We start from the raw sequence: 25327 nt of genomic DNA, 5'->3' as shown, positions 1-25327 counted from the left end.
CCCTCACCGCGCACCGCCTGCCGTGACCGAGCGGTCCGGCCCGGCCTGGGCCGGGACGGGCAGCGGTCCTGCCGGGGCCTGGACTTCCGTGGCGGCGGGGGATTCCGTCGCGGGGGCGGGGATGCCGGGGCCGGGGATGCCGGGGCCCGGTGGGGCGCCGGGGGGAGCCGTGACCTGCAGTCCCAGCCGGAGCTGCACGATCCTGGCGAACTCGGCGATGGTGCCGTTGCTGCGCAGCAGTTCCATGGGCGGGATGTCGAGTTCGTAGCGCTGGTTGAGCGAGACGAGCACCTGAGCGGCCATCAGCGAGTCCATGCCGTAGGAGTCCAGGCGCCGGTGCGGGTCGAGCGCCTCGTGGTCCATGTGCAGGACCTCCGCGAGCAGGCGGGTGAGCTGGTCCACGAGGTGGGCGAGGGCGGCCTCCTCGTCCATGAGGGAGAGCCGGCGCAGGAGTTCCTCGCGGGTGGCCTCCCCGTCCCCCACCTGGGGCGGTACGAGGTCTCCGAGGCGCGGGGCGCGCAGCAGGGGCAGCAGAACGGCGGCGCGCGACCAGTCCGTCCGGGAGACGCCCACCACCGCGGCCGCGTCCGGCCGGTCGTCGCCGAGCAGCCGCCGGCCGTGGTCGAGGGCGGTGCCCGGGGCGAGGGGCTCGATGCCCAGGCCGTGGAGGGAGTCGAGCAGGTCGTTGCGGGCCGCGTAACCGATCTCGCCGATGGCGCCCCAGGCGAGGGTGAGCGCCGCCTCTCCCTGCCGGCGGCGCAGCCGGGCCAGGCCCTCCAGGTAGAGGTTGCCCGCTGTGTAGGCCGACTGCTTGAAGTTGCCCGCCATGGCGGTCGTGGAGGAATAGCACAGGAAGAAGTCCAGCGGACGCCCGCGGGTCAGGGTGTCCAGAACATGGGCCCCGGCGATCTTGGGCCGCAGGACGGCGCTCATCCGCTCGGCGGTCAGCTCGGCGAGGGGCGCGTCGTCCAGGGTCATGGCCGCGTGGACCACACCGCGCAGCGGATGACCGTTCTCCTCGACGTCCTTCAGCACCCGGCGCATCGCCTCCGCGTCGGCGGCGTCCGCCGCGTACGCGGTGACCCGCACCCCGTCCGGAGCGAGTGCGTCGCGCACGGCGGCGGCCTCCGGACCGCGGGCCCCGCTGCGGCTCACCAGGGCGAGATGCCGGGCGCCGAGCCCGGCGAGCCACCGCGCGGTGGCCGCGCCGAAGCCGCTGGTGCCGCCCGTGACCAGATAGGAGGCGTCCGGGTCGAGTCGGGGCGCGCGGAGCACGGTGGGCGTCGCACGTCCGGGCGGAGAGGCGAGCGAGGAGGCGGGTTCGACGGCACAGGGCTCGTCCAGCGGGTCGAACGTGACGACGACCTTGCCGATATGGCGTGAGTGGCGCATCAGCAGGAAGGCGTCCGCCACACGGGCGGCGGGGAAGACGGTGTGCGGCAGCGGCTGGAACTCGGGGCCCTTCTCCGGCGCCCGGCCGTCCCCCAGGGTCCGCCCCACGTCCTCCAGGAGGTCCCCCAGCAGCCGGGGGTCGCGCAGCACGGTGGTCAGGTCCACGCCGTGGAAGGAGATGTGGGAGCCGAAGGGGCGCAGCGGCAGGGTCCGGTCCTCGTAGAAATCGCGCTTGCCGAGTTCGATGAAGCGGCCGCCGGGGCGGAGCACCTCCAGGCCCCGCGCCAGGGCCTGTCCGGAGAGGGAGTTGAGGACGATGTCCACTCCCCCGCCACCGGTGAGGTCCATGACCTGGACGGTGAAGTCCAGCGAGCGCGAGTCGAGGACGTGTTCCACGCCGAGCGCGCGCAGCAGGTCGCGTTTGGGCTCGCTGCCCGCCGTGGCAATGACGGTGGCGCCGTGTGCTCGTGCGTAGTGGAGGGCCGCGAGGCCGACGCCACCGGCCGCGCCGTGCACGAGCACGGTCTCCCCCGCCCGCATCCGGGCGGTGTACAGCAGGCTGTAGTGGACGGTGCACAGGGCGACGGGCACGCTGGCGGCCTCCGCGAAGGTGACTCCCGCGGGGATCGGCCACAGGTTGCGGGCCGGGCTGACCACGTGGGACGAGAGCGCCCCGGTCAGCAGCCCGACGACCCGGTCCCCGGGCGCGAAGCGGTCCACGCCCGGCCCGCAGGCGGTGACCACGCCCGCGCATTCGAGTCCGAGGTTCTCCTCGCGTGGGCTGCCGGCCAGCGCCTCCGTGGGCAGCAGCCCGACCGTCTGCATGATGTCCCGGTAGTTCAGGGAAGCGGCGCGCACCTCGACGACCACTTCTCCGGGACCCGCGACCGGCGGGGCGATCTCCTGCCAAGCGAGGCGGTAGGAGAGGCCGGGCCGACGCACCCGCAGGGCGAACGGCGGCGGGGCCGCGCCGTCCGCGGCAGGGACGGCGGGCGGCAGGGCGCGCTCGCGCGGGACGAAGCGGTCGTGCGCGGTGAGCACGATCTCGTCCTCGTCGTCGTCCTCGTCCTCGGCGGTTTGGGCGGTATCGGTCTCGAGCAGTTCACGGACCAGCCGGGCGGCGTCCGCGGCCGGGTCGCCGCCCCGGCACAGGCTCAGGCGGCGTCCGCGCAGGTCGGGTTCCTCGTTGGCCAGGCAGCGTGCCACGCCCCAGGCGGCGGCGTCGGTGGGATGGGTGATCGGTCCCGGGGTGGCCTCGGCGCCGTGCGGCCGGGTGACGAGCCACAGGCGGACCCCGGCCGGCGAACCGAGGGACCGGTGCGCCTCCGCGACGGCCCGCAGCGTCTGGCCGGCGTGGGTGGCGCGGGCGACGGCCTCCTCGGCGTCGTCGGGTTCGGCGCCGCCCAGGACCAGGACGACGGTCGTCCCGCCGGTGCCGGCCTCGGTCAGCGCCCGGGTCCACGCGGCGGCGTCGGTGTGGGCGTCGGTGAGGACGCTGTGCCCGGCGCCGTGTGCGGTCAGCGCCTCGGTGACGGCGTGGGGCAGCGGGTCGTCGGCCGTGTCGCCGCAGACGATGTACGCGGCGGACGGGGCGGGGGGTGGCGGTGCGGCGGCGGGGATGGGGGCGCCACCGGCCGCGGCGAGGAGGACGGAGGCGTGGTCGCGTCCGGGCGGCTCGGTGTCGCCGGTACGGGCACAGGAGGTGAAGCCGCACCGGCGCAGGAGCGCGGGCCACAGCTCGCGGGTCAGCAGCGGGGAGCCGGGCCGCAGGCCGGTGTCGGTGCGGTGGTGGAAGCTGTCGAGGGCGCCGAAGACGGGGAGCAGGATCTCCGGCTCGTGGCATTCGAAGGCCAGCAGGTGTCCGCCGGGTGCGAGGAGCGAGGCCACGCGGCCGAGGGCGGGCTCCAGGTCCTTGGCCGTGTGCAGCGCGTTGGCGGCGACGACGAGGTCGAAGCCCTGTGGGTGGTAGCCCTGTTCGGCGAGGTCCCGGTCCAGGTCGAAGGTGCCGTACTCGACGAAGTCGTAGTCGCCGAAGCGGTTGCGGGCGCGGGTCAGATAGGCCGGTGAGACATCGGTGAAGCGGTAGCGGGTGCGGTCGCCGGGCAGCAGGGGCAGCAGCGCCGCGGTCATGCCACCGGTGCCGGCGCCGATCTCCAGGACGCGCAGCGCGCGGTCGGCGGGCCAGTGGGCCAGCAGGGCGCGGAGCAGGGCCTGGGCGAGGCGGTTGTGGAAGCGGGAGATCGGCGCGGTGTCGTAGTACTGCTCCAGGAGGTGCGCGGCCGATTCGGCGCTGAGCAGTGCCAGGGCGCTCGCGCGGCCGGTGAGGACGTCCGCCAGGTGCCGGGTCAGATGTGTGGCCAGGGCGATCCGGTGCACATCCCCGGGGGCCCGGACGAGGGCCTCGCGCACCGGCGGCGGGGTGTGGCGGGCGTCGGGGGTCAGGCACCGGCCGCCGGGGGTCTCGGTGAGCAGGCCGCGGCGCAGCAGCAGGGGTTCGAGCAGTGCGATCAGGGGGCGGTGCCGCTCCTCCATACCGGCCGCCACGAGGTCGTCGGCGGTGAACGGCGCCGCGGGGTCGGGCAGCAGCCGGGCCAGCGCGGCGGCGGCGGAGCGCGCGGTCAGCTCCTCGTCGTGACGCGAGGTCAGGTCGTAGCGGGCCTCGCGCCACCGCTCCCGTACGGCGTCCAGGCGCGGGGCGGCGTCCCGGAGGATGACCTCGGGTGACGGCAGGGGTGAGGGCGCGGCCGGGAGGTGGGCGCGGGGAGCGGCCCGCGGAACGGTGTGGTGGAGGGTGACGGGGGTGGTGCGGGCGATCGGGAAGAGACGCAGCCGGCACTCCTCCAGGCGTGCCGTGACGGTGCCGTCGGCGTCCGCGACCGTGATGTCCCAGCAGACCTCGCTGTCGGTGGCGTCGCGTTCGGTGACCCACATGATCCCGGTGGGCGACGGCGCCGACCACACCCGCACCGCGCCGATGGACGCGGGCAGATAGGCACCCCGCTCCCGCAGCCGGTCGTAGAGGAGGGCGACACCGGTCTGGAGGGCCCCGTCGAGCAGCGCCGGGTGCGCGGTGTACGGGGTGCCCGGGGCCTCATGCCGGTAGGTGGCGACCGAGGTCCGCGCCCCCAGGCGCACCTCGTCCAGCGTCCGGAACGCGGGCCCGTAGACGAGCCCCACCTCGGCGCAGGCGGCGTAGTGTTCCTCGCCGCTGACGCGCGTCGTACACAGGGCGCGCAGACGCTCCGGGTCCACCGGCTCGGGCCGGGGGCTCAGCAGCGGGCGCACCCGGGCCCGCGCGTGCGCCCGTGGCTCCGGGCCGCGCTCGTCGGTGCTGGTGACCGTGGCGAGGCTGGTGTCGGGGTCGAGGCCGACCCGCAGCCGTACGGCGGAGGCGTCGGCCCAGGGCACCACGAGGCTGGCGCTGACGTCGAGGTGTGCCACCTCGACCGGCCGTCCGTGCACGGCGCGCCCCGCGGCGAGGAGCGCTTCGGCGTATCCGGTGGCCGGCATGACGACCGATCCGCCGAGCCGGTGGTCGGCGAGCCAGGGCACGAGGACGGGCTCGATCGCGCCTTCCCAACTGGGGACGGCGGTGGGCATGCGCTCGCCGAGCAGGGGGTGGACGATGACGCCGTCCCCGCTGGAGTTGGCCCAGGAGCGGGGGGTGCCGGACCAGTGGCGCTCGTACTGCCACGGGTAGGCGGGGAGCCGGGTGACCCGGCCCGGCACCGGGAAGTACCGGGTGAGGTCGGCCGAGGCCCCGGCCGCGAGCGCTCCGGCCGCCGCCGCCCCGAGGGCGGCGGGGCCGTCCGCCCCACGGCGCAGGGTCGGCAGGACGACAGTGCTGCCGGGGCCAGTGCCGGTGCGGATCCCAATGCCGGTCCCGATGCCGGACTTTCCGCGCCGGGACGCCACGCGCCGGAGGTAGGCGCGCAGGACGGGGTGGGGGCCGATCTCCAGCAGGATGCCGGCCCCGTCCGCGAGGGCGCGCCGCACCGCGTCCGCGAAGAGGACGGGGCGGCGCACGTTCTGCCACCAGTACGCGGCGTCGAGATCGGTGCCGCGGGCGCGGAAGCCGGTGACGGTCGAGTAGAGCGGCACCCGGACCGGCGACGGCGTCACGTCGGCCAGCCGGGCGCGGAGTTCGTCCTCGGTGGGGTCCATGTGGCGGCTGTGGAAGGCGTAGTCGAGGCCCAGATCGCGGAAGAAGACGCCCTCGGCGGCGAGTTCCGCGCCGAGCAGTGCCAGAGCCTCGGCGTCACCGGCCACCGTGACGTCCTCGGCGCTGTTGACCCCGGCGATCTCCAGCTTCTCCCCGTACCCGGCGAGGGCCTTCGCGGCCCGGTCGGCGGACAGCCCGACGGCGGCCATCCGGCCACTGCCGACCGTGGTCCCCTGCACCCGGCCACGTTCGGCGATCACCCGCGCCGCGTCCGGCAGGGACAGCGCTCCGCAGATGTGGGCGGCGGCCACCTCCCCGACGCTATGGCCGACGGCCATGGCGGGCTCGATACCCCGGGCGCGCAGCACCGCTGCGATGCCCAACTGCACGACGAACAGGAGGGGCTGGGCCACCTCCGTCGCGGCCAGGTCCGCCTCCCCGGCGGGCGCGGTGAGACGATCGGCCACCGACCAGCCCAGACGCGGCGCGAGCTCGGCGTCGGCCTCGCGCACCGCGCGACGAAAGACGGCGTCGGCGGAGAAGAGGTCCGCACCCATGCCCGCCCACTGCGAGCCGTTCCCGCAGAACACGAAGGCGACGCGCCCGCTATCGGCGGCGGCACTCACCGCGCCCGGGGCGGCTCGCTCCCGGGCGGGGGCGGTCGAGGCCCCACCAGACCCATCGACACCCGGCCGCCCCGGATCGGGCTCCGGCGCGGTCAAGGCGCGCAGTGCGCACGCCGCCTCCCCCGGCGTGGCGGCCCAGACGACGGCGCGGTGTTCGTGGCGGCCGCGGCGGAGGCAGGAGGTGTGGGCCAGGTCGTAGAAGTCGGCGGGGGTCGTTTCGTCCAGGTGCGTGGCCGTGGCCTCGGCCGCCTCCGACAGTGCCTTGGCGGTGCGGGCCGAGACGAGCAGGGGCACCGGTGAGCGCGGGGGCTGCGGGCGGTCCGGCAGGGGCGGGGGCTCGGCCACGATGGCGTGGGCGTTGGCGCCGCCGAAGCCGAAGGAGTTGACCCCGGCGACGGCGCGCGCGCCGGTCGTGGCGGGGGCGAGGGCCGTGGGCCGGGTGGTGAGCCGCAGTCCGAGGCCCTCGAAGTCGATGTCAGGGTGCGGCGGCTCGGCGTGGAGGGAGGCCGGCGCGGTGCGGTGTCGCAGCACCAGGAGGGCCTTGAGCAGACCGGCCATGCCGGACGCGGGCTCCAGATGGCCGAGGTTGGTCTTCACCGAGCCGAGCGGGAGGGCGCCGGAGATCCGGCGTACGCCGAGGGCCCGGCCGATGGCGAGGGCCTCCAGCGGGTCGCCGACCGGGGTGCCGGTGCCGTGCGCCTCGAAGTACACCAGCTCGTCGGGGTGCACCCGGGCGCGGTCGTAGACCTCGCGCAGCAGCCGCTCCTGCGCCTCGGGGCTGGGCAGCGCAAGACCCATGGTCCTGCCGTCGCTGTTGCTGCCGGTGCCCAGGACGAGCCCGTGGATCCGGTCGCCGTCGGCCAGCGCGTCCGACAGCCGCTTCAGCAGCACCACGCCGCCGCCCTCGGCCCGGACGAACCCGTCCGCCTGCGCCGAGAAGGAGGCGCACCGGCCCCGCTGGGAGAGCATCGACGCCTGGGAGAACCCCACGTAGTGGAACGGGCTGAGCAGCACATTGACCCCGCCGCAGACGGCGGCCCGGCCGCCGCCCTCCCACAGGGTGCGGCAGGCGCGGTCCAGGGCCACGAGGGAGGAGGAGCACGCGGTGTCGATCGCCATGCTGGGGCCGCGCAGATCGAAGGCGTGCGAGACCCGGTTGGCGGCGATCGACGAGGCGGCACCCGACATGGTGTAGGCGCCCACCGTGCGCAGCGCGGACATCTGGAGCGCGCCGTAGGAGGCGTCCGAGATGCCGACGAACACCGCGGTGTCCGAACCGGCCAGCGTGGCGGGATCCACGGCGGCGTCGTCCAGCGCCTCAGCGGTCATCTCCAGCAGCAGCCGGTGCTGGGGGTCCATGTGGGCCGCTTCCTTGGGGGAGATCCCGAAGTAGGCGGCGTCGAATCCGGCCACGTCGTCGAGGAAACCCCCGGCCGCGGTGTACGACTTGCCCCGGCGCGGCACGGCGGGGTCGGTGAACAGGCGGGCGTCGAACCGGTCCGCGGGCACCTCTCCCACCAGGTCCCTGCCCTGCTCCAGGGCCTCCCAGAGCCCGTCCAGGTCCCGGATGCCACCGGGAAGCCGGCAGGCCGCCCCCACCACCGCGATCGGTTCGGCCTCGTCCTGACACATACCGGGGCCTTTCTCCAGTCACTTCGCGACACCGGCGGGAAGCCCGCGTCACGCTCTCGGCAGCGACGCACACTAGGCCAGACGGGCCACCGCCGAGGCCGCCTGTACACCCGTTGGAGGGAACGGCGGCGAAGTGCACTCGGTGAGGTGAACGGAGCCGGCCCGGACCGCTTAGCCCATTCGGGTGATGTCTGCGGACGGGGCCCATACAGAGCGCGCGTACAGAGCGCGCATACGGCGGACCGGGCGGCGCGGCGGGGTGCGGTCGGTGTGGTGTCCTCGGCACGCGCCCCCGGCGCGGTCACCGGCGCGGTCCCGGCGCGGTGGGATCCGCCACCGGATCGCGTGGCCCCCTCGGATCCGCTGCCGGATCGCGCCGCCGGATCGCAAAAGCCCCTCGCCCGCCCTTCGACCTCTGGAGCCCGCCATGGCCGTACTCTTCACCGGCGCGACCGGTTTCCTCGGCAGCCGCATCCTGCGCCACCTGCTCGCCGACGACGGCGACGACCGGCCCGTCACCGTCCTCGGCCGGGGCGGGGAAGGGAATCTGCGGGCGCGGGTCGAGACGGCCCTCGACGGGCTCGACGGCCTGGCGGGCGCCACGACGCCGCGCGGGCGCCTGCGGTACGTGTCCGCCGACCTCACCCTGCCCGGCCTCGGTCTGACCGACGGCGAGCGCCGCGCCCTCACCGACGCGTGCTCGGTGGTCTGGCACTGTGCCGCGCACCTCGCGCTGCACGACGACCCGGTGCCGCTGTTCAAGGCGAACGTCCTCGGCACCCGGCGCGTCCTCGACCTGGCCATCGAGGCGGCCGGGGCGCGGGTCGTCCACCTGAGCACCGCGTACGTCGCCGGCGGACGCACCGAGGGGCACATCCTCGAGGACGACCTGGACGGCGGCCACGGCTTCCTGACGCCGTACGAGGAGAGCAAGTACACCGCCGAACGCGCGGTGCACGCCTGGAGCGCCCGCACCGGCCGGGGCGCCACGATCCTGCGGCCGTCGCTGCTCGTCTCCGACCGGCCCGTCCCCGGCAGCGGGCAGCGCCAGCCGCTGGCGGTGCTGGCGTTCCTCATCCACGAGGCGCTGCGCCGCAGGGCCGAGGACGACCCGGCGCTCGCCTCCCTCCTCGACGGTGGCGACGCCCACGGCAGCGGTCTGCGGGTACGGGTCCGCGCGGGGAGCGGCGGGGCGCTCAACCTGGTCCCGGTGGAGTACGCGGCGCGCGCGGCGGTATGCGCCGCGCGAGCGGCGGCGGCCCGTCCGGGCGCCCCCGCGGGGGTGCGCACGGTGCACCTGACCCATCCGCACAACACGCCCTTCGCCACGGCCGTGAAGGTCCTGGAGCGGCTGTACCCGGGGCTGTCCCTGGACCTCGTGGACGACCTGGACGACCCGGATCCGTACGAGTCGCTGTTCGCGCACCACCTGGCCTCGCTGCTGGTCTTCACCGCGCAACGCAGGACGTACGACCGGAGCAACCTGCTCCAGGACACGGCGGGCCTGCCCGACCCCAAGCCCCTGGACGCCACCTACCTCGCCGACGCGGCCGGAGAGGCGGTCGCACCCGCCCCGGCCGCCTGAACCCTCCCCCACGGCCCCGCCGTGGCCAGCACCCGCAACTCCCCGAGCCAGGCGGCCGCGAACGACTCGGCGCTCCGGCGCGGCTCGGTGGTGGTGAAGCCGGCCACGGCCCGGCCCTGGGCGGTGGCCAGGACGGCGGACAGGCGGTGTCCGGCCGGGAGGAAGTTCAGCGGCAGTACGCGCAGGACCCGCCGCCCGGCCACCACCAGCGGGGACGAGGGGCCCCGCACATTGCTGGCGAGCAGGGTGGCGCGGCCCGGGTCGAAGTACCGCTCGAAACACCATCCCCCGACCGCGGCGGGGACCGACCGGAACACCGCGCGCACCAGCGGATGGCGCAGGGCGCGGGCCCGGCCCGCCGTGCTTGCGGCGACGAGGGCGAGGCGGCGTCCGGCGTCGGGCTCCGCCACGGGGAGCGGGATACGGAGCGGGATATGGCGGTTGCGCAGCACGGCCGCGTCCCCCGGCCCCCGGACGTTCACCGGGACCAGGGCGCGCATCTGCCCGTCGGGGCCGTGGAGTTCGGGCCGGGTGCGCAGCGCCCCGCTCAGCGCGGCCAGGTACACATCGTTGACGGTCGTGCCGTGGCGGCGGGCGATGCCACGCAGCAGGCCGAGGTCCGTCTCCGCGCGGGCGTAGGAGAGGGTGGCGGGCGGGCCACCGTCGGCTTCCGCCGCGCTCCCCCGGCGCCGCTCCAGCAGGGGCGTCCCGCACAGCCAGGCCGCGCGCAGCGGATCGGTGACGGCACGGTGCAGGGCGCCGCGCGCCCGCCATGGTTCGGCCCGCGCGGGGGACGCCGTGGCGGCGCCCGGGCCATGGGCATCAGGGTCTTGGGCGCCCGTCCAGGCGGCCAGTACGCCGACCACTCCCGCCCCGTCGAGCAGCCGGTGATCCGCCCGCCACACCAGGGCGGACGTGCTCCCCGGCAGCCCCGCCACCGTGGAGCAGGACCAGCGGTGCGGCTCCAGCGGCCTGGCCAGCACCTCGTGCGCCACGTCGGACAGGCCCCGCTCCGGAGCGGCCTCGGTGTACTCGTCCGCGCCACTCCACGGGCCACCGTCCGAGGGCGCGGTGCCCAGCAGCTCCGTCACCGGCCCCAGCGAGGCGGCGAGTTGGCGCCGGTCGGGAGGCGGGCCCTCCAGTTCCAGCACCACGCCGATGGTCAGTCCGGTGCCGGGGTGCGCCTTCCCGTACGCCACGAGAGCGGCGTCCGGAAACGGCAGTCTCCCGGTCGGTTTCGCGATCGGCTTCCCGGGCTTCCTCGTCATCCTCCACCACCCCTCCGCCGGTGCCACCGACCGGCAGCCGGAACAACGCCCGGGCGGCGCCCAAGTCACCGCCCGGGGCTGCCGCGTCAGCGATCGGCGGGCGCCTTCACGACAACGGGTACACCTTGGTGACCGTGCGGGTGAATCACCCGCACGGACCAACGGCCACGGCTCCTCCGGCCGCCATCATCGGACGGATCAATCATCGGAAGCGGCCACCTCTTCGTGTGGCCCGACCTGGGAGAAGTGCGTGACTTCAGCGAACGGGCGCAGGCGCGCCCTCGTCCATACGGCGGCCCTGGGGCTGCTGGCGGCCTCGGCGACCGCCGTGGCCTTACTGGGGCAGCAGCCCCCGGCCCGCGCGGCCGCCGAAGCTCCGGCCGTTCCCCTGCCGTTGACCTGCAAGGGCACGGCCACAGTGGAGCCCACCAACCCCGACCTGGTGCTCGTGCGCGACCAAAGCGGCGTCGCGGGCTACCGGGCCACCATCACCGGAAACTGCTTCGGCTCCGCCGTGGTCTCCAAGGTGCGGGTCACCCTGGAGGGCATGGCCGAGGGCACCTGCGCCGCGGCCATCGGCACCGGCACGGGCACGGCGGAGTGGATCGGGCCGGGCGGTGCGCTGGTCGGCACCAGCACCGGTGGCGGCAAGCTCCGCTTCACCAACGACGCCGACGGCAACGTCACCTTCAGGGCCGAGAACGTGCAGATCGCCAGGGGCCTCTTCGCGGGCTCCGTGGGCGTCGACATCACGGTGAACGACCGCGGTGTGGGCCGGGACTGCTGGACGCAGGGCAGGCTGGCCGGCGGCTCGGGCAGCGGCTCAGCGCGGCTGACGTTCGGCTGACGCCTCGGCGGGGGCCGGAAGCCGTGCCGCGTGTTCCGGGGCGGCCTCCGGTCGCCCGCCCTTGCCGGTACGCCATTTCCGCCCGCCCTTGCCCGAGCGGGACTTCCCGACCATGCCGGAGTTCCAGGAGAAGCGGGGCCACCACCAGTTCGCCGCGCCGAGCAGCCGCATGACGGCGGGCACCAGGACCGCTCGTACGAGCACCGCGTCGATCAGCACCGCCAGGAAGACACCGACGCAGATCTCCTTCACCATGACCACGCTGCTGGTCGCGAAGCAGGCCGTCACCACCAGAACGGCCGCCGCGGCGGCGCTGATCACCCGTCCCGAGCGCTCGATCCCCACCGCCACCGACTCCCGGTCGTCCCCGAGCAGGCGGTACTGCTCACGGATGCGCAGCAGCAGGAACAGCTCGTAGTCCATGGACACCGCGATGAGGAGGAACAGCATGACGATGGGTGCCAGCGCGTCCACGTAACCCGTCGGTTCGGCTCCGAGCAGCCTGCTGGCGTGTCCGTCCTGGAAAATCCAGGTGAGGGCGCCGAAGGAGGCGCCGATGGACAAGCCGTTCATCACCAGCGCCTTGAGGGGAAGCACCAGCGAGCGCAGGGCGACGGTGAGCAGCACGAAGCTCGTGACCACCATGAAGGCCAGCACCCGGGGCAGCAGCCGGTAGAAGGTGTCCATGGTGTCCACGGCGAGGGCCGACGCGCCGCCCACCAGCACACCGCTGCCGCCGGGTACGGGCAGCGCGCGCACGGCACGCACCAGTGACTTGGCCGAGTCGCTCTCCACCCGCTGGTCCTGGCCGACGTAGATGACGGCCTTGTTCCCGGTGGTCCCGGCCACCAGCACTCCCCGGGCGCCGGGGAGTTCGGAGACGTTCCGCGTCCAGGTCAGCAGGTCGGCGTGGCCCGGGCCGCGGTCCACGGGGTGGTCGAAGGTGGCGATGGCCTGCAGGGTGCCGAGGCCGGAGACGGCGAAGTCGTGTTCCATGCGTTCGGCCGCCACCCGGGCCGGCGCCCCGGCGGGCAGCATCCGCTGGTCGGGGAAGCCGATGACGGTGTGCAGGAACGGCACCGCGAGGGCGAGCAGCAGCGCGGAGACGGCGCAGGTGTAGGCGATGGGCTTCTGCATCACCGCACGGGCCACGCGACCCCACAGCGCCCCGTCCCGGCGGCCGCCCTGGCGTCGCAGCCAGGCCGGTGAGAGCGCGTCCACGCGCTCGCCCAGGCAGAACAGCAGCGCGGGCAGCACCGTCACCGTCACCAGGGCCCCCACCAGCAGCCCGGCCGCCGCGCCGATGCCCAGCGCACGGACGAAACCGAGCGGGAAGAAGGCGAGGCCCACGGCGATGAAGGTCATGACGACGCCGGACAGCGCCACCGTCCGCCCGGCGGTGTCGACGGTGACGGCGACGGCCTCCGCCGGAGTGCGTCCCGCCCGCAGCTCCTCCCGGAATCTGCTGACGATGAGCAGACCGGCGTCGACGCCCGCCGCAAGGCCGATGGCCACCACGAGGTTGACCGTCACATACGGGACCTCGATGACATCGGCCACGGCGCGCAGCGCGGCGAGGGCCGCGGCCGTCGCCAGGACTCCGGTGACCACCGGCAGCAGTGCCGCGACGACTCCCCGGAAGACGAACACCATCAGCAGCATCATCAGCGGCAGCACCATCAACTCGGTGCGCACCAGGTCGCGTTGGGAGCGCTGGACAATCTCCGAGATGATCGCGCTCGGCCCGGTCCAGGTGACCTCGAACCCCGGTGCGCGCAGGGTGTCCCGCAGCGCCAGATAGCTCTGGGTGCGGCCGGTCTCCCCGTCGCCCTGCAGCAGGATGGGCACCACGGTCGCGTGCTGGTCGAGGGAGACCAGGAGCGGATTGGCCGAGGACCAGGCCGTCGTCACCCGGTCCACCGTGCCCTTGGGCGCCCGGCGCAGCGCGTCCTCCACCGCTTCCCGGAAGGCGGGGCGGACGGCGGTCAGCTCCTTGCTGCGGAAGGTGACCAGGACGTCCGCGCCACCCTCCCCCACCTCGGTCCGGATCGCGTCCGCCGCCCGGGTCGCCTCGGCGGCCGGCGCCATGAAGCCGCCGTAGCTGAGCCGCCCGGACAGCCCGGAACACGCCCAGCAGGAGACCACCAGCACCAGCACCGCCCCCGCGAGCACCCAGACCCTGCGCGCGACGTCGAAACGCCCCAGCCGGACGAACATGCCACCCTCCCTGGCTCACCGCGCCGGCGCCCACGGTGGGACGGCCCGCACAGGACGCCCAACGAACGACACTCCTCCAGGTCACCCAGGTGTGCGGAGAAGCCCCGCAATGACCCGCTATCAGGGGTGGCGGCCGGATTTTCCGGTGCACCCGTATACAACGGAAACTGTCGTTTACCGGACCGGGTTCGCAAAGGGCTTTTCTCAGGGCCTCTCACCGCAATGGCCTTTGACGCCCCAAAACACCGGAGAGGGCTACGGAATACCGCTCCGAGCAGCCACTTGACCGTTACCGGCCCCCTGAAACAACCTTCTGCCGAGATTTTGGCGACATTTGATGTCCCGGCACTGTCCTCTTACGACATGACTGCTTTACGTTTCTCTTTTCCCGCACTACCAGGAACACTTACAGGGGAACCGTGCTCACTCAGGACACCACCACGCAAGGCGCTTCCAGCGCACCGGATTCACAAGCACCACCGATCAGCGACCGACCGGCCGCGCCCGCCCGGTCCAGGCGCGCCGCCATTCTCGGCTGGGTCGTCACTCTCACCCTCAACGTCGCGGCCCCGATCCTCACCTACAACGTGCTGCGCGACCACGGCTGGAGCGAATTCGCCGCGCTGCTGCTCAGCAGCGCCTGGCCGGTGGTCGACGGCGCCGTTCACATCGTCTGGCGCCGCCGCCTCGATGAACTCGCCATCGTCACCCTCGTGTTCATCGTGATCACCGCCGTGGTATCGACCGTCGGCGCGCACTCGGCCCGCGCCCTACTGATCAAGGACTCGGCCGTCACCGGGCTGTTCGGGCTGCTGTGCCTGGCGACGCTGCTGACGCCGCGGCCGTTGATGTTCTACTTGGGGCGCAAGTTCGCCACCGACGGCACCGAGGCGAGCACCGCCTGGTGGAACGGTCTGTGGAAGGTCGATGGCTTCCGCAAGGCCATGCTGACGATGACGACCGTGTGGGGCGTGGCCTACTGCATGGAGTCCGCGGTCCGGATCGTGCTGTCCTACACGCTGAGAACCGACACCATGGTGGTCCTGAGCCCGGTCCTGATCTACGCCGTGCTCGCCTCCCTCGGCGTCTGGACGGGCGTGTACGGCAAGCGGTCGCGCCGCAAGGGCCAGGCGCGCGCCGCCGCGGCAGCGGCAGCCGCGGCCGAGGCAGAGGCTGAGCCTGAGGCGGTGGCCAAGGCCGAGAAGGTGGCCGACGCTGAAGCTGGGACGGAGGCCGAGGCAGAGGCGGTGGCCGAGGCAGAGGCTGAGCCTGAGGCAGCAGCGGACGAGGCAACGCCCGCCGAGGCGAAGGCCGCTGAGGCGAAGGCCGCTGAGGCGAAGGCCGCTGAGGCGAGGGCCGCTGAGGCGAAGGCGGCCGAGCCCGCCTGACACCGCGTAGCCGGCCGCGGGTGAAGTCCGGCGGCCGGGCGCGGCGTCGATATGGGAAGCTGTTCGACAGCCGGACACGCATGCGGGGGCCGTGACGGCCGTCGAGAGGAGCAACAGCGTGACGGAGAACGGCTTCCGCGCCGAGGAGATCGATACCAGCAGGCCACACCCTGCCCGGATCTACGACTACCTGCTGGGGGGCAAGAACAACTACGAGGTGGACCGCGAGGCGGGTGACCGGCTCGCCGCCGCGGCGCCCGAGGTGTGGAGCGGCGTACGGGCCAACCGCGACTTCCTGCGGCGCGCCGTGCGCTACGTGGTCGGCAACGGCATCCGGCAGATCCTCGACATCGGCACCGGGCTGCCCAGCTCCCCCAACGTGCATGAGATCGCCCGGGAGTTGGAGCCGGACGTGCGCGTCGCGTACGTCGACAACGACCCGATCGTCAACACCTACGCCAATGTGCTTCTCCGCGGCTCCGCCGCGACCAGCATCGCGCTGGCCGACCTGCGCGACCCGCGGGCCATCCTGGACCACCCCGAGGTCCGCCAGGTCATCGACTTCGACGAGCCGGTGGCGTTGCTTCTCGTCGCCATCGTCCACTTCCTCACCGGGGCGGAGGAGCCCGAGCGGGTCCTCGCCACCCTGCGCGACGGGCTTCCGGCCGGGAGCTTCCTGGTGCTCTCCCACGCCACGGGCGACTTCGCCGACCGCAGCGCGGCCCAGGCCGTGTACGACAGCGCCACCGCCACCCTGAATCTGCGGTCCCGCGCCGAGGTCGAGCGGCTCTTCGACGGCTTCACCCTGGTCGAGCCCGGTCTGGCCGAGGTCCCGTTCTGGCGCCCGGACGCCCCGCCGCGGACCAGGCCCGGCGATATCGGCTACTACGGGGGCGTGGCGCGCAAGACGGGCTGAGCCGCCGCTGTCGCGTCAGGAGGGGCAGGCGCTTTCGGAGCCGCTGCGGTAGGTGCGGTAGAGGGCGGCCGCGCCCGGGGCGCCGGAGCGGGCGCTCGACGGGTACTCGACCACGGGTACGGGTTTGCAGACGGCCCATTGGTCGTTCTTGCCCGGGCCCTCGAAACCGTACGTACCTCCGGCGCCGACCAGGCAGGAGGTGCACGAGTTGCCGGCGATGCTCGGGATGATGAGGGTGTTGTACACATCGTCCTTGGTCGGGATGCTCATCGCCTCCGGCGCCTTCTTGCCGCCCTCGTTGATCTCGGCGAAGGTGCGGTCCACGGCGCCCGCGAGCAGCGCGAAGGCGTCGTGGTACATCACGGCGTAGCCGTCATCCAGCGGCTTGTTGCCCAGCTTGTGCTGCTTCCGTATCTCCTCGAAGCGGTCGAGGAAGCGGCCGAGCGCCTTCTTGGGGTTGCTCTTCCCCGCCCACCAGGCGGGGTCGACGGAGGAGGCGTCGACGATCGTGGCCCGTGCCTCGTCCAGCCACCGTGTGGGCGCGTCCGCGGTGAGAGTGGGCTCCAGGCCGATGCCCACCTTCAGAATGCGCAGCGTCGTGGTGCGCCCGCAGTTGCCCTCCTGCGCCATGCGCTCCATGAACGCGGGCAGGTCCTGGTCGCGGCCGGCGAAGAAGACGGTGTCGGACTTCTCGTTGCAGATCTTCTGCACGGCGTCGGTGAACCGCTGGGGGATGCCCTTGTCGGTTCCGGAGGTGCCGGTGAAGTTCGAGTTGTGGTTGGTCAGGTCGTACGCCGTGCCGAAGTGCCGGTCGAAGACGCTGCGCAGATTCTGGGAGTAGACGTCCTCGCTGCGGTTGTCCCAGACCAGGAAGCCCCGGTGCCCCGCCGGCTTCCTGTCCAGGTAGAGCTTGAGGGCGCGGGCGAACTGGTCGTTGTTGGGCGAGGTCTTGAAGAAGTACGGGGAGTTCATGTTGGCCGCGGTGATGACCGGGCCGACGGTGGGGATGCTGTGCTTGCTGAGCGCGGCGATGGCCTTGCGGGTCTCCGGGGTGCTGCTCGGGATGCCGGTCACGCCGACCAGCGGCGCCCGGGCGTCCTTGGACAGCTCGGCGAGGCGATCGACGACGGGCTGCCAGCGGTCGAGGTTCCGGCCGTCGGGGGCGAGCAGCAGCTGGTAGTGCGGCCCGCCGAAGCGGTTGGCCTCCCGTTGGGCGGCCAGGGCACCGGCGAGTCCGCGCCGGATCATGTCCACCGTCATGGCGCTGTGGTCGTCCGCGGTGAAGGGCATCATCAGCGCGATCCGCACGTACGGGATCTTGGGCCCGCTCGCTGGATCCTCCCAGTCCTGCCGCACCCGCGCGTTCTCGTCCGCCACCGCCCCGATGAGGCTTTCGATGCCCGGGTCCGCCTCGAAGGCTTCCGCGGTGACGCCCACGCAGTCGCCGTCGATCTCCCGCAGATCGTCACCGCACCTGCCCGGGCCCTGCACCACGTTGACGACGACGGTGATCGCGACGGCGACCAGGGCGCCGACTCCGAAGACGCCCAGCCATTCGAGCGGCCCCCACTCGCGAGGGTGGCGGCGGAACAGACGGAACAGCATGCTTCCTCACTGACCGGAGATAGGGAAGGGGCGCTTCTTCCGTGCCGCCGCAGGCCAGCTGCGGGCGGCCTGACCCAGGACGGCGTGCCAGGACGGGTGGCGCGGGGAGAGGTAGGCCAGCTCTTCGCCGACCGCCTTGCACATATCGGGGTCCGGCTCGGCGTGCGGCTCGGACACATGCCACAGGGCGTGCAGCAGCCGGTTCACACAGCGCTCGATCTCATGCAGTTCGGCGTACCGGCCGTCGTGCGCGCCGAGGGCGATCTGCATCCGTTCGTCGGTCCACTCCGCGGCCGGTGGGGTGGGCGCGGTGGCGGCGTACCGCAGGCACAGCAGCCAGTGGGCGGCGGCGTGGGCGTCCTTCTCCGACTGGAACTCCTCCGTCAGCATGGCCACCACCGTCTCCGCGTTTCCGGCCGCCAGGGTGTGCCGCAGGGCGTCCGCCTCGCCGCTCTCCCCGCGCTGGGCGTGGTGCATCCGCAGGAAGCGGTGGATGTCCTGCCAGCTACGGCCGTCCTCGGCCCGTGACGAGGTGCGGCGCGCCTCGTGTACGAGCAGCGTGCGCAGCAGCGCGTCGGAGACCAACGGCTGGTCGGGTGGGGTGAGTTGCTGCCACTGCTGCTCTTCGAGGTAGTCGGTGGCGGAGTTGGCGGGCAGCTGATCCGGGCCCTGGAGACGTAGATTCTCGGCCAGCGCCTCCGCCGCGGTGCTGTCGCGGGCGAGCGAGAGCAGGGTCAGCCGGTCGCGCTGGCGCCGGTTGGGAAGCAGCCGCTCCAGAAGCGCTTCGGTGACGGCGCGGCCGTCCTTCGCGTGCAGTTCGAGGAGGTCGCGCGGGCCCACGCCGCGACCCCGCTTGGTGGCGTCCAGGACCGCCGCGCACAGGACGGTGGTCACCGCGGGATGCCCGCCGGTCAGGGAGTGCACGGCGGAGGCCAGATAGGGGTGGAGCGGCCGGGCGGGCCAGTCCGGCACCAGGAGGGGCAGGATGTCGTCCCGGCTCAGCGGGGTGAGGGGAACGGCGAGCAGCCCGGCGGACGGGGCCAGCCCCTTGCGCTGCCAGCCGGAGGACTTCACCAGGTCGGGCAGGTCGCGGCGGATGGCGGCGGACGCGTTCTCCGGTAAGCCGCCGAGGCGGGTGGCCACGACGACGAGCTCCTCGTGGTCGGGGCGTTCGGGCATCGCGCGGTGTTCGAGGAGCAGATCGAGGAAGTCCTGCCCCGGCGGGCAGTGGGCGTCGTCGAGCAGGATGAGCGGCCAGGGCTCCCGGTTCCACCGCTGCAGCCTGCCGTAGGAGGAGGCGACATCGTGGAGGAAGGCGGCCATCAGGCTCTGCTCGGCCGCGTGCCGGTAGTCGCCGCCCCGCTGGAACCACTCGCCGAGCAGCACCAGCGGATCCTGGCCGTCCGCGCCCCGTGGGAAGCGCCGCCGGTACCACTCCTGTGCGGCGGCCGGCTGATACCGGTCGGTGTACTCCGCCACCACGGCGGCGGTGACCGCGTCCCGGCCCCACTCCGCGTCGGCCTGCGCGCCGATCGTCTCCAGACGGCCTTCGACGGCGGTGGCCCAGGCGTGCCTCAGCGCGTTCTCGTCCCCGTCGGCGAGGCGGCAGGCGAGCAGCAGCCGGGCGAACGTCAGGCACGCCACGTCCCGCTGCTCGCCGTTGCCGCGGTACCAGCCGGAGACGGCGAACAGGCCGGGCACCAGGACGGGGAAGCGGCGGCGCACATCGGGGGCGAGCCCGCACACCAGCTCCGCGAGGATCTCGACGAGGGTCGAGGCGGTGGGGGCGCGGCCGTCGGCCGGGGCGGGCGGGAAGGTCTCGGATTCGGTGGCCACGGCGCGGACGTGGGCCAGCGGCAGCCGGTCCCGGTAGCGCGCGGCGAGCTCTTCGAGCACCGCGCTGCGCCCCATGCCGTGGTATCCCGTCACCAGCACCACGGGCAGGTCGCCCTGGTGCTCCCGGCCCACCCGGGACCGCTCGTCGTAGGCCAGGCCCGTCAGCCGGGGAACGAGCGAGCGCAGCAGAGGGTCCCGGCCATAGAGCGGTGACCCTTCCCATGCGCGCATCCTGCTGCGTCCCGCCTCAGTCGTCCTGTGCTGCCCGGCAGCCGTGACCTCGGAGACGGGCGGCACCGCTCCCCCGAGACATCAGCCGCTGACATCCGTACCAACTACGCCTACATTCATGAACTTACCCGTTGGGTAAACATCCCACCAGGTAATCGCGGCACCGGGTGTGAGCCGGGTGTGAGGTGGTGCCGGTCAGGGGTGCGGGTAGATGTCGAGTTCCACGCTGTCGGGGAGCGAGTCCGCGCCGCGTATCTCGCCCGGGTAGACCAGCCGCACCCGGCGCAACCGGGGCAGTCCGGCCAGGGAGGCGAGATCGAGCTCCGCGACCTGCGACAGATGGATCTCCTCGAGCCCCGGAAGGCGCCGGGCGATCCGCCGCAGCGGCACCGCGGAGCCGGCCCTGGCCCACACGTCCAGGTGGGTGACCTGGGGGATCTCGGTGCGGGGGGCGAACAGCAGCATGCTCAGCTGCTGCGGGGAGAGCGTCAGCTTGCGCAGCTGAGGCAACTCGGCGATGAGGGAGCCCCATTCGTCCGGCGCCAGGCGCTCGCTGGCGTCCTGCAGACGCAGCTCCTCCAGTTCCCGGCACTCCACGATCCCGGCGAGCTGCGCCGCCGACGACGGCAGGGAGAGCAGCCGCAGCTCGGCGGGGCGCGGGAGGTCGGGCAGACCGCGCCAGGGCACCTCCGGCCCGACGAGGAGCCCCTCCAGCCGGGGGCAGCCGGCCAGCTTCAGCAGGGGCTCGAACTGGGGGAGATCCCGCAGCTCCAGCCTCCGCAGACGGGGCAGCCGGGTCAGCGGTGTGGGGTCCTTGACGTTCCGGCACCCCTGCAGGGCGACCGTCTCCAGCTCGGGGTAGGCGGAGAGCAGGGCGAGGTCCTCCAGCTGCAGGGTGCCCCGCAGGCGCAGCTCGCGCAGGTGGCGCGGGTCGAGCGCGGCGCGGATCTCCTCCGGGGCGAAGTCGCCGTGCAGGCCCACGCGCTGATAGCCGGACATGGTGCGCAGCGCCTCCAGCTCGGCGGGTGAGCGCACCGTGACGATCTCCTCGGGAGCGGTGTCGAGGAGCGGCCGTACGATCTCCTCCGCGTACACCTTCGTGTCGAACCGGTCCCAGTGGGCGAGGAGTTGCGCGCGCACCGCGGGCTGGCCGGTACCGAGGAACTCCCGGAGCCTGGGGATGGCGGCGTCCCCGCCGATCTGGCAGATCGCGTGGACGGTGGCCAGCTCCTCGTCGCCCTCCAGGTCCTTGGCGTCGGGCAGCAGGCCGAGGAGCAGCGGGCCCGTCTGCGCCAGTGACCTGGCCTCCCGCAGGCTGCGCGGCGGCAGCAGCCGGGCGGCCCGGTCCTCGATGGCCTCGCGCACCGTCGGCTCCAGGCGGGTGGCCTGTTCGAGGGAGGCGAGCGCGAGGAGCCGCAGCCGCGCCTGGACCGTGGCGTCCTGCTCCCGGTCGCCCCGCTCGCGCAGGCGGGTCAGCAGGTCGGCACGCTCTTGGTGACGAGCCTGTGCCACGGCCATCTGCACCACGTCCTCCCACTGGTCCAAGTGTGCGTTGTTCACCAGCATGCCCATATCGCGCTCCTCCAGCACGGCCCTGGCGCCCAGGAAGTCCTGGAAGGTGCGGTGGATGAAGTCGACCGCGCCCGGGGCGGGTTCGCGCAGCAGACCGGAGCGCTCCAGCAGATGCTGCAGGGCCTCCTCCGCCGTTCCGACGTCCGCGAGGCGGGGGACGGAGGGCTGCAGCCGCCGCACCACGTTCACCGCGTCGGGGCGGTCCAGTTGCGTCCGCTCGTTGCGGATCAGCCAGTACGCGAGCTTCTGGAGCGGTTCGGTGGCCGACTTCTGGTCCAGTGCCGGACGGCTGCGGCCGTAGACCTCGCGCTCCAGGTCGCGCCGCTCCAGGAGCATGGAGAGCGCCGCCTCGTACAGGGAGGCGCGGCCCTGGGGCAGGAAGCCGCGCCGCTCCCGGTGCAGGGCGCAGATCAGGCCGCACATCAGCGGATTGGTCGCCAGGCGGCTCAGCTCGGGGCTGCTGCGCAGCGACAGCGAGAGCGACTCGCCGAGTTCCTGCGAGGCTCCCGCCGCGGTGTGCCAGCGCCGGATGAACTGCTTCATGTCGGCGGGCCGCATCGCGGCGAGCGCGAACTCCTGGAAGCCCTCGCGGGCCAGCCAGCCCCGTTCGAGGGCCGAGGGACGGGAGGTGAGCAGCCACAGATTGCCGGGGAAGACGGCCAGCAGCTTCTTCAGCCAGGCCCGCACCCGGGTCCGGTCGTCCTTCGGGATCTCGTCGGCTCCGTCGATCAGGAGCACGCCGCGCCCGTGCCGCAGTACCCGCGCGGCCCAGCCGTCGGGCTCGGTGCCCACCAGCGGGCAGCCGATCCAGCGCAGGAAGTCATCGGGCATGGGCAGCTCGGAGTCCCTGCGCGCCAGGGTGCGCAGCGGCAGGACGAAGGGGACGCGCCCGAACAGCTGCGAGAGCCCGCCCGGCACCCGATCCTGCTGCGCCGTGGAGAGGGCCAGCCACTGGACGAGGGTGGTCTTGCCGGTGCCGGCGACGCCGCGCAGCAGGACGCGCTCATGGCTGGCGAAGACCGCCTCGGCCGGGCCCGCGGCCCGCTCGGCCTCGGTTTCCCGGTCGGCGCCTGGCTCGCCGTTCACCACTGGCACCCGGTCGGTGCCGTCGCGGTACGGCCTGGCCTCCAGGCTCAGATAGGCGGTCTCCAGCGGCCAGTCCTGGCCGTCCGGTTCGCGGAGGTCGACGCCGTAGATCGTGAGCCTGCCGTGGCACTCGACGACGTAGCGCGCGTACTCCTCCTCGAACTGGATGTCCTGGTGGCTGATGTCCGGCAGCCGCCGCAGGATTGCGTCCAATTTCTCGCTCTGCTCCCGGATCTCGCGGCTCTGCTCGATCTGGGCTCGGGCCGCGAATCCGGGCCGCTGGCTGAAGAAGCGCATGAGATGGAGGCAGGCCGTCTCCAGCAGCCGGTCGTGGAAGCGGGCGGCGTCGTCGCTCAGCAGCCTGCGCGTGTCGGGGCCCGCACGCCGGGACAGCTCCGCGGCCAGCCGCTCGGGGCCGAGCGCGAAGGCGTGGACGTCGTCCATGTCGAGATCGCCGAGGGCGTGCAGGGTGCGGGTCAGCGCCTGCCCGACGGAGTCGTGCTCGTCGGCGCCGATCGGCGGATCGTGCGGCCCGGCGGCCCGCACGGCGCGGCGGACCAGCTCGCGGGCGAGCTTGTGCAGATCGTCCTCGGTGAGGGTGCGGTGCTCCCGGGCGAAGGACACCAGCCGGCGGATCGGAACGGGCCGCTCGCCGTATTCCGCCCCCGGCGCGCTCGCGGGCGGCAGCAGCAGCCGTTTGACCACCGGCACGACCACTGCCGATGCGATCCGCAGCCCCACCGTGCCGCCGTCCACAGCAGCCCCTCCCTCGCGGCGTCGGCGCGCGTTCCCCGCCGAGCCCCGTGCAACCCCTCACCTCCCGCTCACCATAGCCGCGAAGACCCCTCCAGGGTGAGGGTCCACAGGGCGCGAAGCACGGTCGCACCGGTACGGTTTGGCCCATGGATGTTTCCGGAACAGCTTCCGCCGATGAAAACACCAGGCCGCAGGCGGTTATCAAGACCACCGCGCGCCAACTGCTGGTGAAACTGGGCGCCGGAGGGCTGACCCTGGATGCCGTTGCCCGTGAGGGCGGACTCGCCCTCAGCGATGTGGAAGCCGTCTTTCCGCATCGGGACGAGTTGCTGACCGCGCTGCTCATCGACGCCTACAACGACTCCGGCGCCGCGATGGAGCAGGCCGATCAGGCCGCCAGGGACGCCGGCGCGCCGGCGGGCGCGCGGCTCCTCGCGGCCACCCGCGCACTGCGCCGGTGGTCCTTCGCCAACCCCGCCGAGTTCACGCTGGTCTACGGCTCGCCCGTACCGGACTACCACGCCCCGCAGGACACGGTCCCGCCCGCCTCACGCACCCCCGCGGTGCTGGCCGGCATCGTGCGTTCGGCGCTGGAGGCCGGTGAACTCACCGCGCCCCGGCGTCAGGTGCCGGGGCCGCCGCTGCTCCTGCCGGAGGCCGAGGCGCTCTTCGGCGGGGTGCCCGAGGCTCCGTTCTCGGACATCATCGAGCGCGGCATCGTGCTGTGGAGCAGTCTGGTCGGGCTCCTGGTCTTCCAGGTCTTCAGCCGTACCCATGACAGCGTCCGGGACGAGACCGCGTTCTTCGACTACGCCATCGCGGTCGCGGCCGAGGGGATCGGACTCGTGGTTCCCTTGGGCGAGCACACCGACTGATCCGTTCGGCACCTGTGGGGGAAAGGGCCGTGACCACCATCAAGACTCTCTGCTTCGTCATCGCGGCACTGTCGTCGTATGCCGCGCTGATCTACCGACTGTTCCAGATCAGGCGCAGCTGGCGGGACACCGCCTACCGCACGCTCGTGATCACCCTGCTGCTGCAGTGCCTCACCTTCACGATGGGTGCCTTCGCCATGGGGAGCGAGCGCTTCCTGGGCGTCGGCAACCTCGCGATCCTGGTGATGCATCTGTCGGCGGTCGCCTTCTGCGTCAGCGCGCAGATCATCCTGCTGCACTGGGCGTCCGCCACCGAGGAGTCGTTGCGCAAGGCCCGCTACTGGCTGGTCATCGGCGTCGCCCTCGACGCGCTGCTGACGGCGCTGTTCTTCATCGCCGACGGCCCCGGGCGGCCGGCCGAGGACTTCAACACCGGCAGCGGCCAGCCGCTGATCCTCACCTACCTCCTGGTCTTCATGGTCTCCCAGGCGGTTCCCTGCGTCACCATCCTGCGCCAGTGCGTGCCCTACGCCCGGATGGCGGGCAAGACCTCGCTGGGGCAGGCCCTGCGGATGCTCTCCGTCGCCGCGGTGATCCTCTTCCTCTACTGCCTGGCCAGGGTGGTCAACGTCCTCACGGCCGCGGGCGGGCTCGACATCGGCGGCTGGACCCTCGCCGCCTCCGTCTTCAGCGCGCTGGGCATCGTCACCCTCTCGCTCGCCCTGACGATCTCCTCCTGGGGGCCCTCGGCCACCAAGCTGCTGGAGTGGGCGCGCGGTTACCGGTCCTACCGGGCCCTGTATCCGCTGTGGCGGGATCTGTACGAGTCCTCCCCGGACATCGTCCTCGAGCCGCCGGGGGCCGCGGTCTCCGACCTCAACTACCGGCTCCACCGGCGGGTCATCGAAATACGGGACGGCTGGCGGGAGTTGCGCCCCTACATCGACCGCACCACGGGCGGCGACGGGAAGGCAAGTCCCAAGGGGAGCGAGGAGTCCCGGCAGGCGTTCGCCGAGGCGGCGCAGATCAGGCAGGCCCTGCACGCCAAGCGCACCGGCACCATTCCCGATGACAACGCGGACACCGGCGACTTCGAGGACCGCGACACGGACAACTTCACCGCCGAGGTCGTCTGGCTCACCAAGGTGGCATCCGCCTACCGACGGCTGTCCAAAGCGCGCTGAGAGAGGGATGGGAGGGATCCCGCCCGGTCTGCCCCCGTCAGGCCGAGCGGGATTTCCCCCGTGGTTCCCCCGTTTTCCTCTTCCGGGCCGAGCGGGTGGCCCCCGCCCGGCCCAGCTCGGCGCAGCCCTGGAAGACCGGGCCGAGCCGG

12 protein-coding genes are annotated in these 25327 nt (G+C 73.2%); 6 read left to right on the top strand and 6 right to left on the bottom strand.

The window, feature by feature from the left end:
• Positions 1-3: 3 nt before the first annotated feature.
• Complete coding sequence (locus ACFYOY_RS08890; RefSeq protein WP_388585714.1) at positions 4-7812, bottom strand: SDR family NAD(P)-dependent oxidoreductase; 7809 nt, start codon at positions 7810-7812, stop codon at positions 4-6.
• A 427-nt stretch (positions 7813-8239) separates the two neighbouring features.
• On the opposite strand from ACFYOY_RS08890, the gene ACFYOY_RS08885 reads away from it, so the two are divergent.
• Positions 8240-9397, top strand: a complete 1158-nt coding sequence (locus tag ACFYOY_RS08885; RefSeq protein WP_388585711.1) for an SDR family oxidoreductase — start codon at positions 8240-8242, stop codon at positions 9395-9397.
• Here the strand turns inward: ACFYOY_RS08885 and ACFYOY_RS08880 are convergent.
• Entirely contained in the window at positions 9346-10665 is a 1320-nt protein-coding gene (locus ACFYOY_RS08880; RefSeq protein WP_351897341.1) for a WS/DGAT domain-containing protein, read from the bottom strand. The two genes, ACFYOY_RS08885 and ACFYOY_RS08880, sit on opposite strands and share 52 nt — an antisense overlap.
• A gap of 250 nt (positions 10666-10915) precedes the next feature.
• On the opposite strand from ACFYOY_RS08880, the gene ACFYOY_RS08875 reads away from it, so the two are divergent.
• Complete coding sequence (locus ACFYOY_RS08875; RefSeq protein WP_388585708.1) at positions 10916-11512, top strand: hypothetical protein; 597 nt, start codon at positions 10916-10918, stop codon at positions 11510-11512.
• On the opposite strand, the gene ACFYOY_RS08870 is transcribed toward ACFYOY_RS08875, so the two are convergent.
• Complete coding sequence (locus ACFYOY_RS08870; RefSeq protein ID WP_388585705.1) at positions 11489-13729, bottom strand: MMPL family transporter; 2241 nt, start codon at positions 13727-13729, stop codon at positions 11489-11491. The two genes, ACFYOY_RS08875 and ACFYOY_RS08870, sit on opposite strands and share 24 nt — an antisense overlap.
• 419 nt (positions 13730-14148) lie before the next feature.
• Between ACFYOY_RS08870 and ACFYOY_RS08865 the strand changes: the two genes are divergently transcribed.
• Together ACFYOY_RS08865 and ACFYOY_RS08860 are read left to right on the top strand one after the other, a co-directional pair.
• Complete coding sequence (locus ACFYOY_RS08865; RefSeq protein WP_388585703.1) at positions 14149-15117, top strand: VC0807 family protein; 969 nt, start codon at positions 14149-14151, stop codon at positions 15115-15117.
• 118 nt (positions 15118-15235) lie between these two features.
• On the top strand, positions 15236-16033 hold the full coding sequence (locus ACFYOY_RS08860; protein ID WP_351897318.1) for an SAM-dependent methyltransferase: 798 nt from the start codon (positions 15236-15238) through the stop codon (positions 16031-16033).
• A 15-nt stretch (positions 16034-16048) separates the two neighbouring features.
• Here ACFYOY_RS08860 and ACFYOY_RS08855 read toward each other — a convergent pair whose 3' ends face one another.
• From ACFYOY_RS08855 to ACFYOY_RS08845, 3 genes are all read right to left on the bottom strand, one after another.
• Positions 16049-17638, bottom strand: coding sequence for an ABC transporter substrate-binding protein (locus tag ACFYOY_RS08855; RefSeq protein ID WP_351897313.1), 1590 nt, complete (start codon positions 17636-17638; stop codon positions 16049-16051).
• A 6-nt stretch (positions 17639-17644) separates the two neighbouring features.
• Positions 17645-19705: an ATP-binding protein gene (locus ACFYOY_RS08850; RefSeq protein WP_351897305.1), complete on the bottom strand. Its 2061-nt coding sequence runs from the start codon at positions 19703-19705 to the stop codon at positions 17645-17647.
• A 195-nt stretch (positions 19706-19900) separates the two neighbouring features.
• Positions 19901-23119, bottom strand: coding sequence for an NACHT domain-containing protein (locus tag ACFYOY_RS08845; protein ID WP_351897301.1), 3219 nt, complete (start codon positions 23117-23119; stop codon positions 19901-19903).
• A gap of 146 nt (positions 23120-23265) precedes the next feature.
• Between ACFYOY_RS08845 and ACFYOY_RS08840 the strand changes: the two genes are divergently transcribed.
• The gene (locus ACFYOY_RS08840; RefSeq protein ID WP_351897297.1) at positions 23266-23994 is read left to right on the top strand and encodes a TetR-like C-terminal domain-containing protein; all 729 of its coding nucleotides are present in this window, start codon (positions 23266-23268) and stop codon (positions 23992-23994) included.
• Positions 23995-24023: 29 nt separating this feature from the next.
• Positions 24024-25178, top strand: coding sequence for an MAB_1171c family putative transporter (locus ACFYOY_RS08835; RefSeq protein WP_351897293.1), 1155 nt, complete (start codon positions 24024-24026; stop codon positions 25176-25178).
• Positions 25179-25327 lie beyond the last annotated feature (149 nt).

It is taken from the genome of Streptomyces sp. NPDC007875 (assembly GCF_042868035.1).
GTDB classification, from domain to species: Bacteria; Actinomycetota; Actinomycetes; order Streptomycetales; family Streptomycetaceae; genus Streptomyces; species Streptomyces antimycoticus.
Note: the sequence above shows the minus strand (reverse complement) of the source record. Positions and strands in the feature narration are given on the sequence as shown.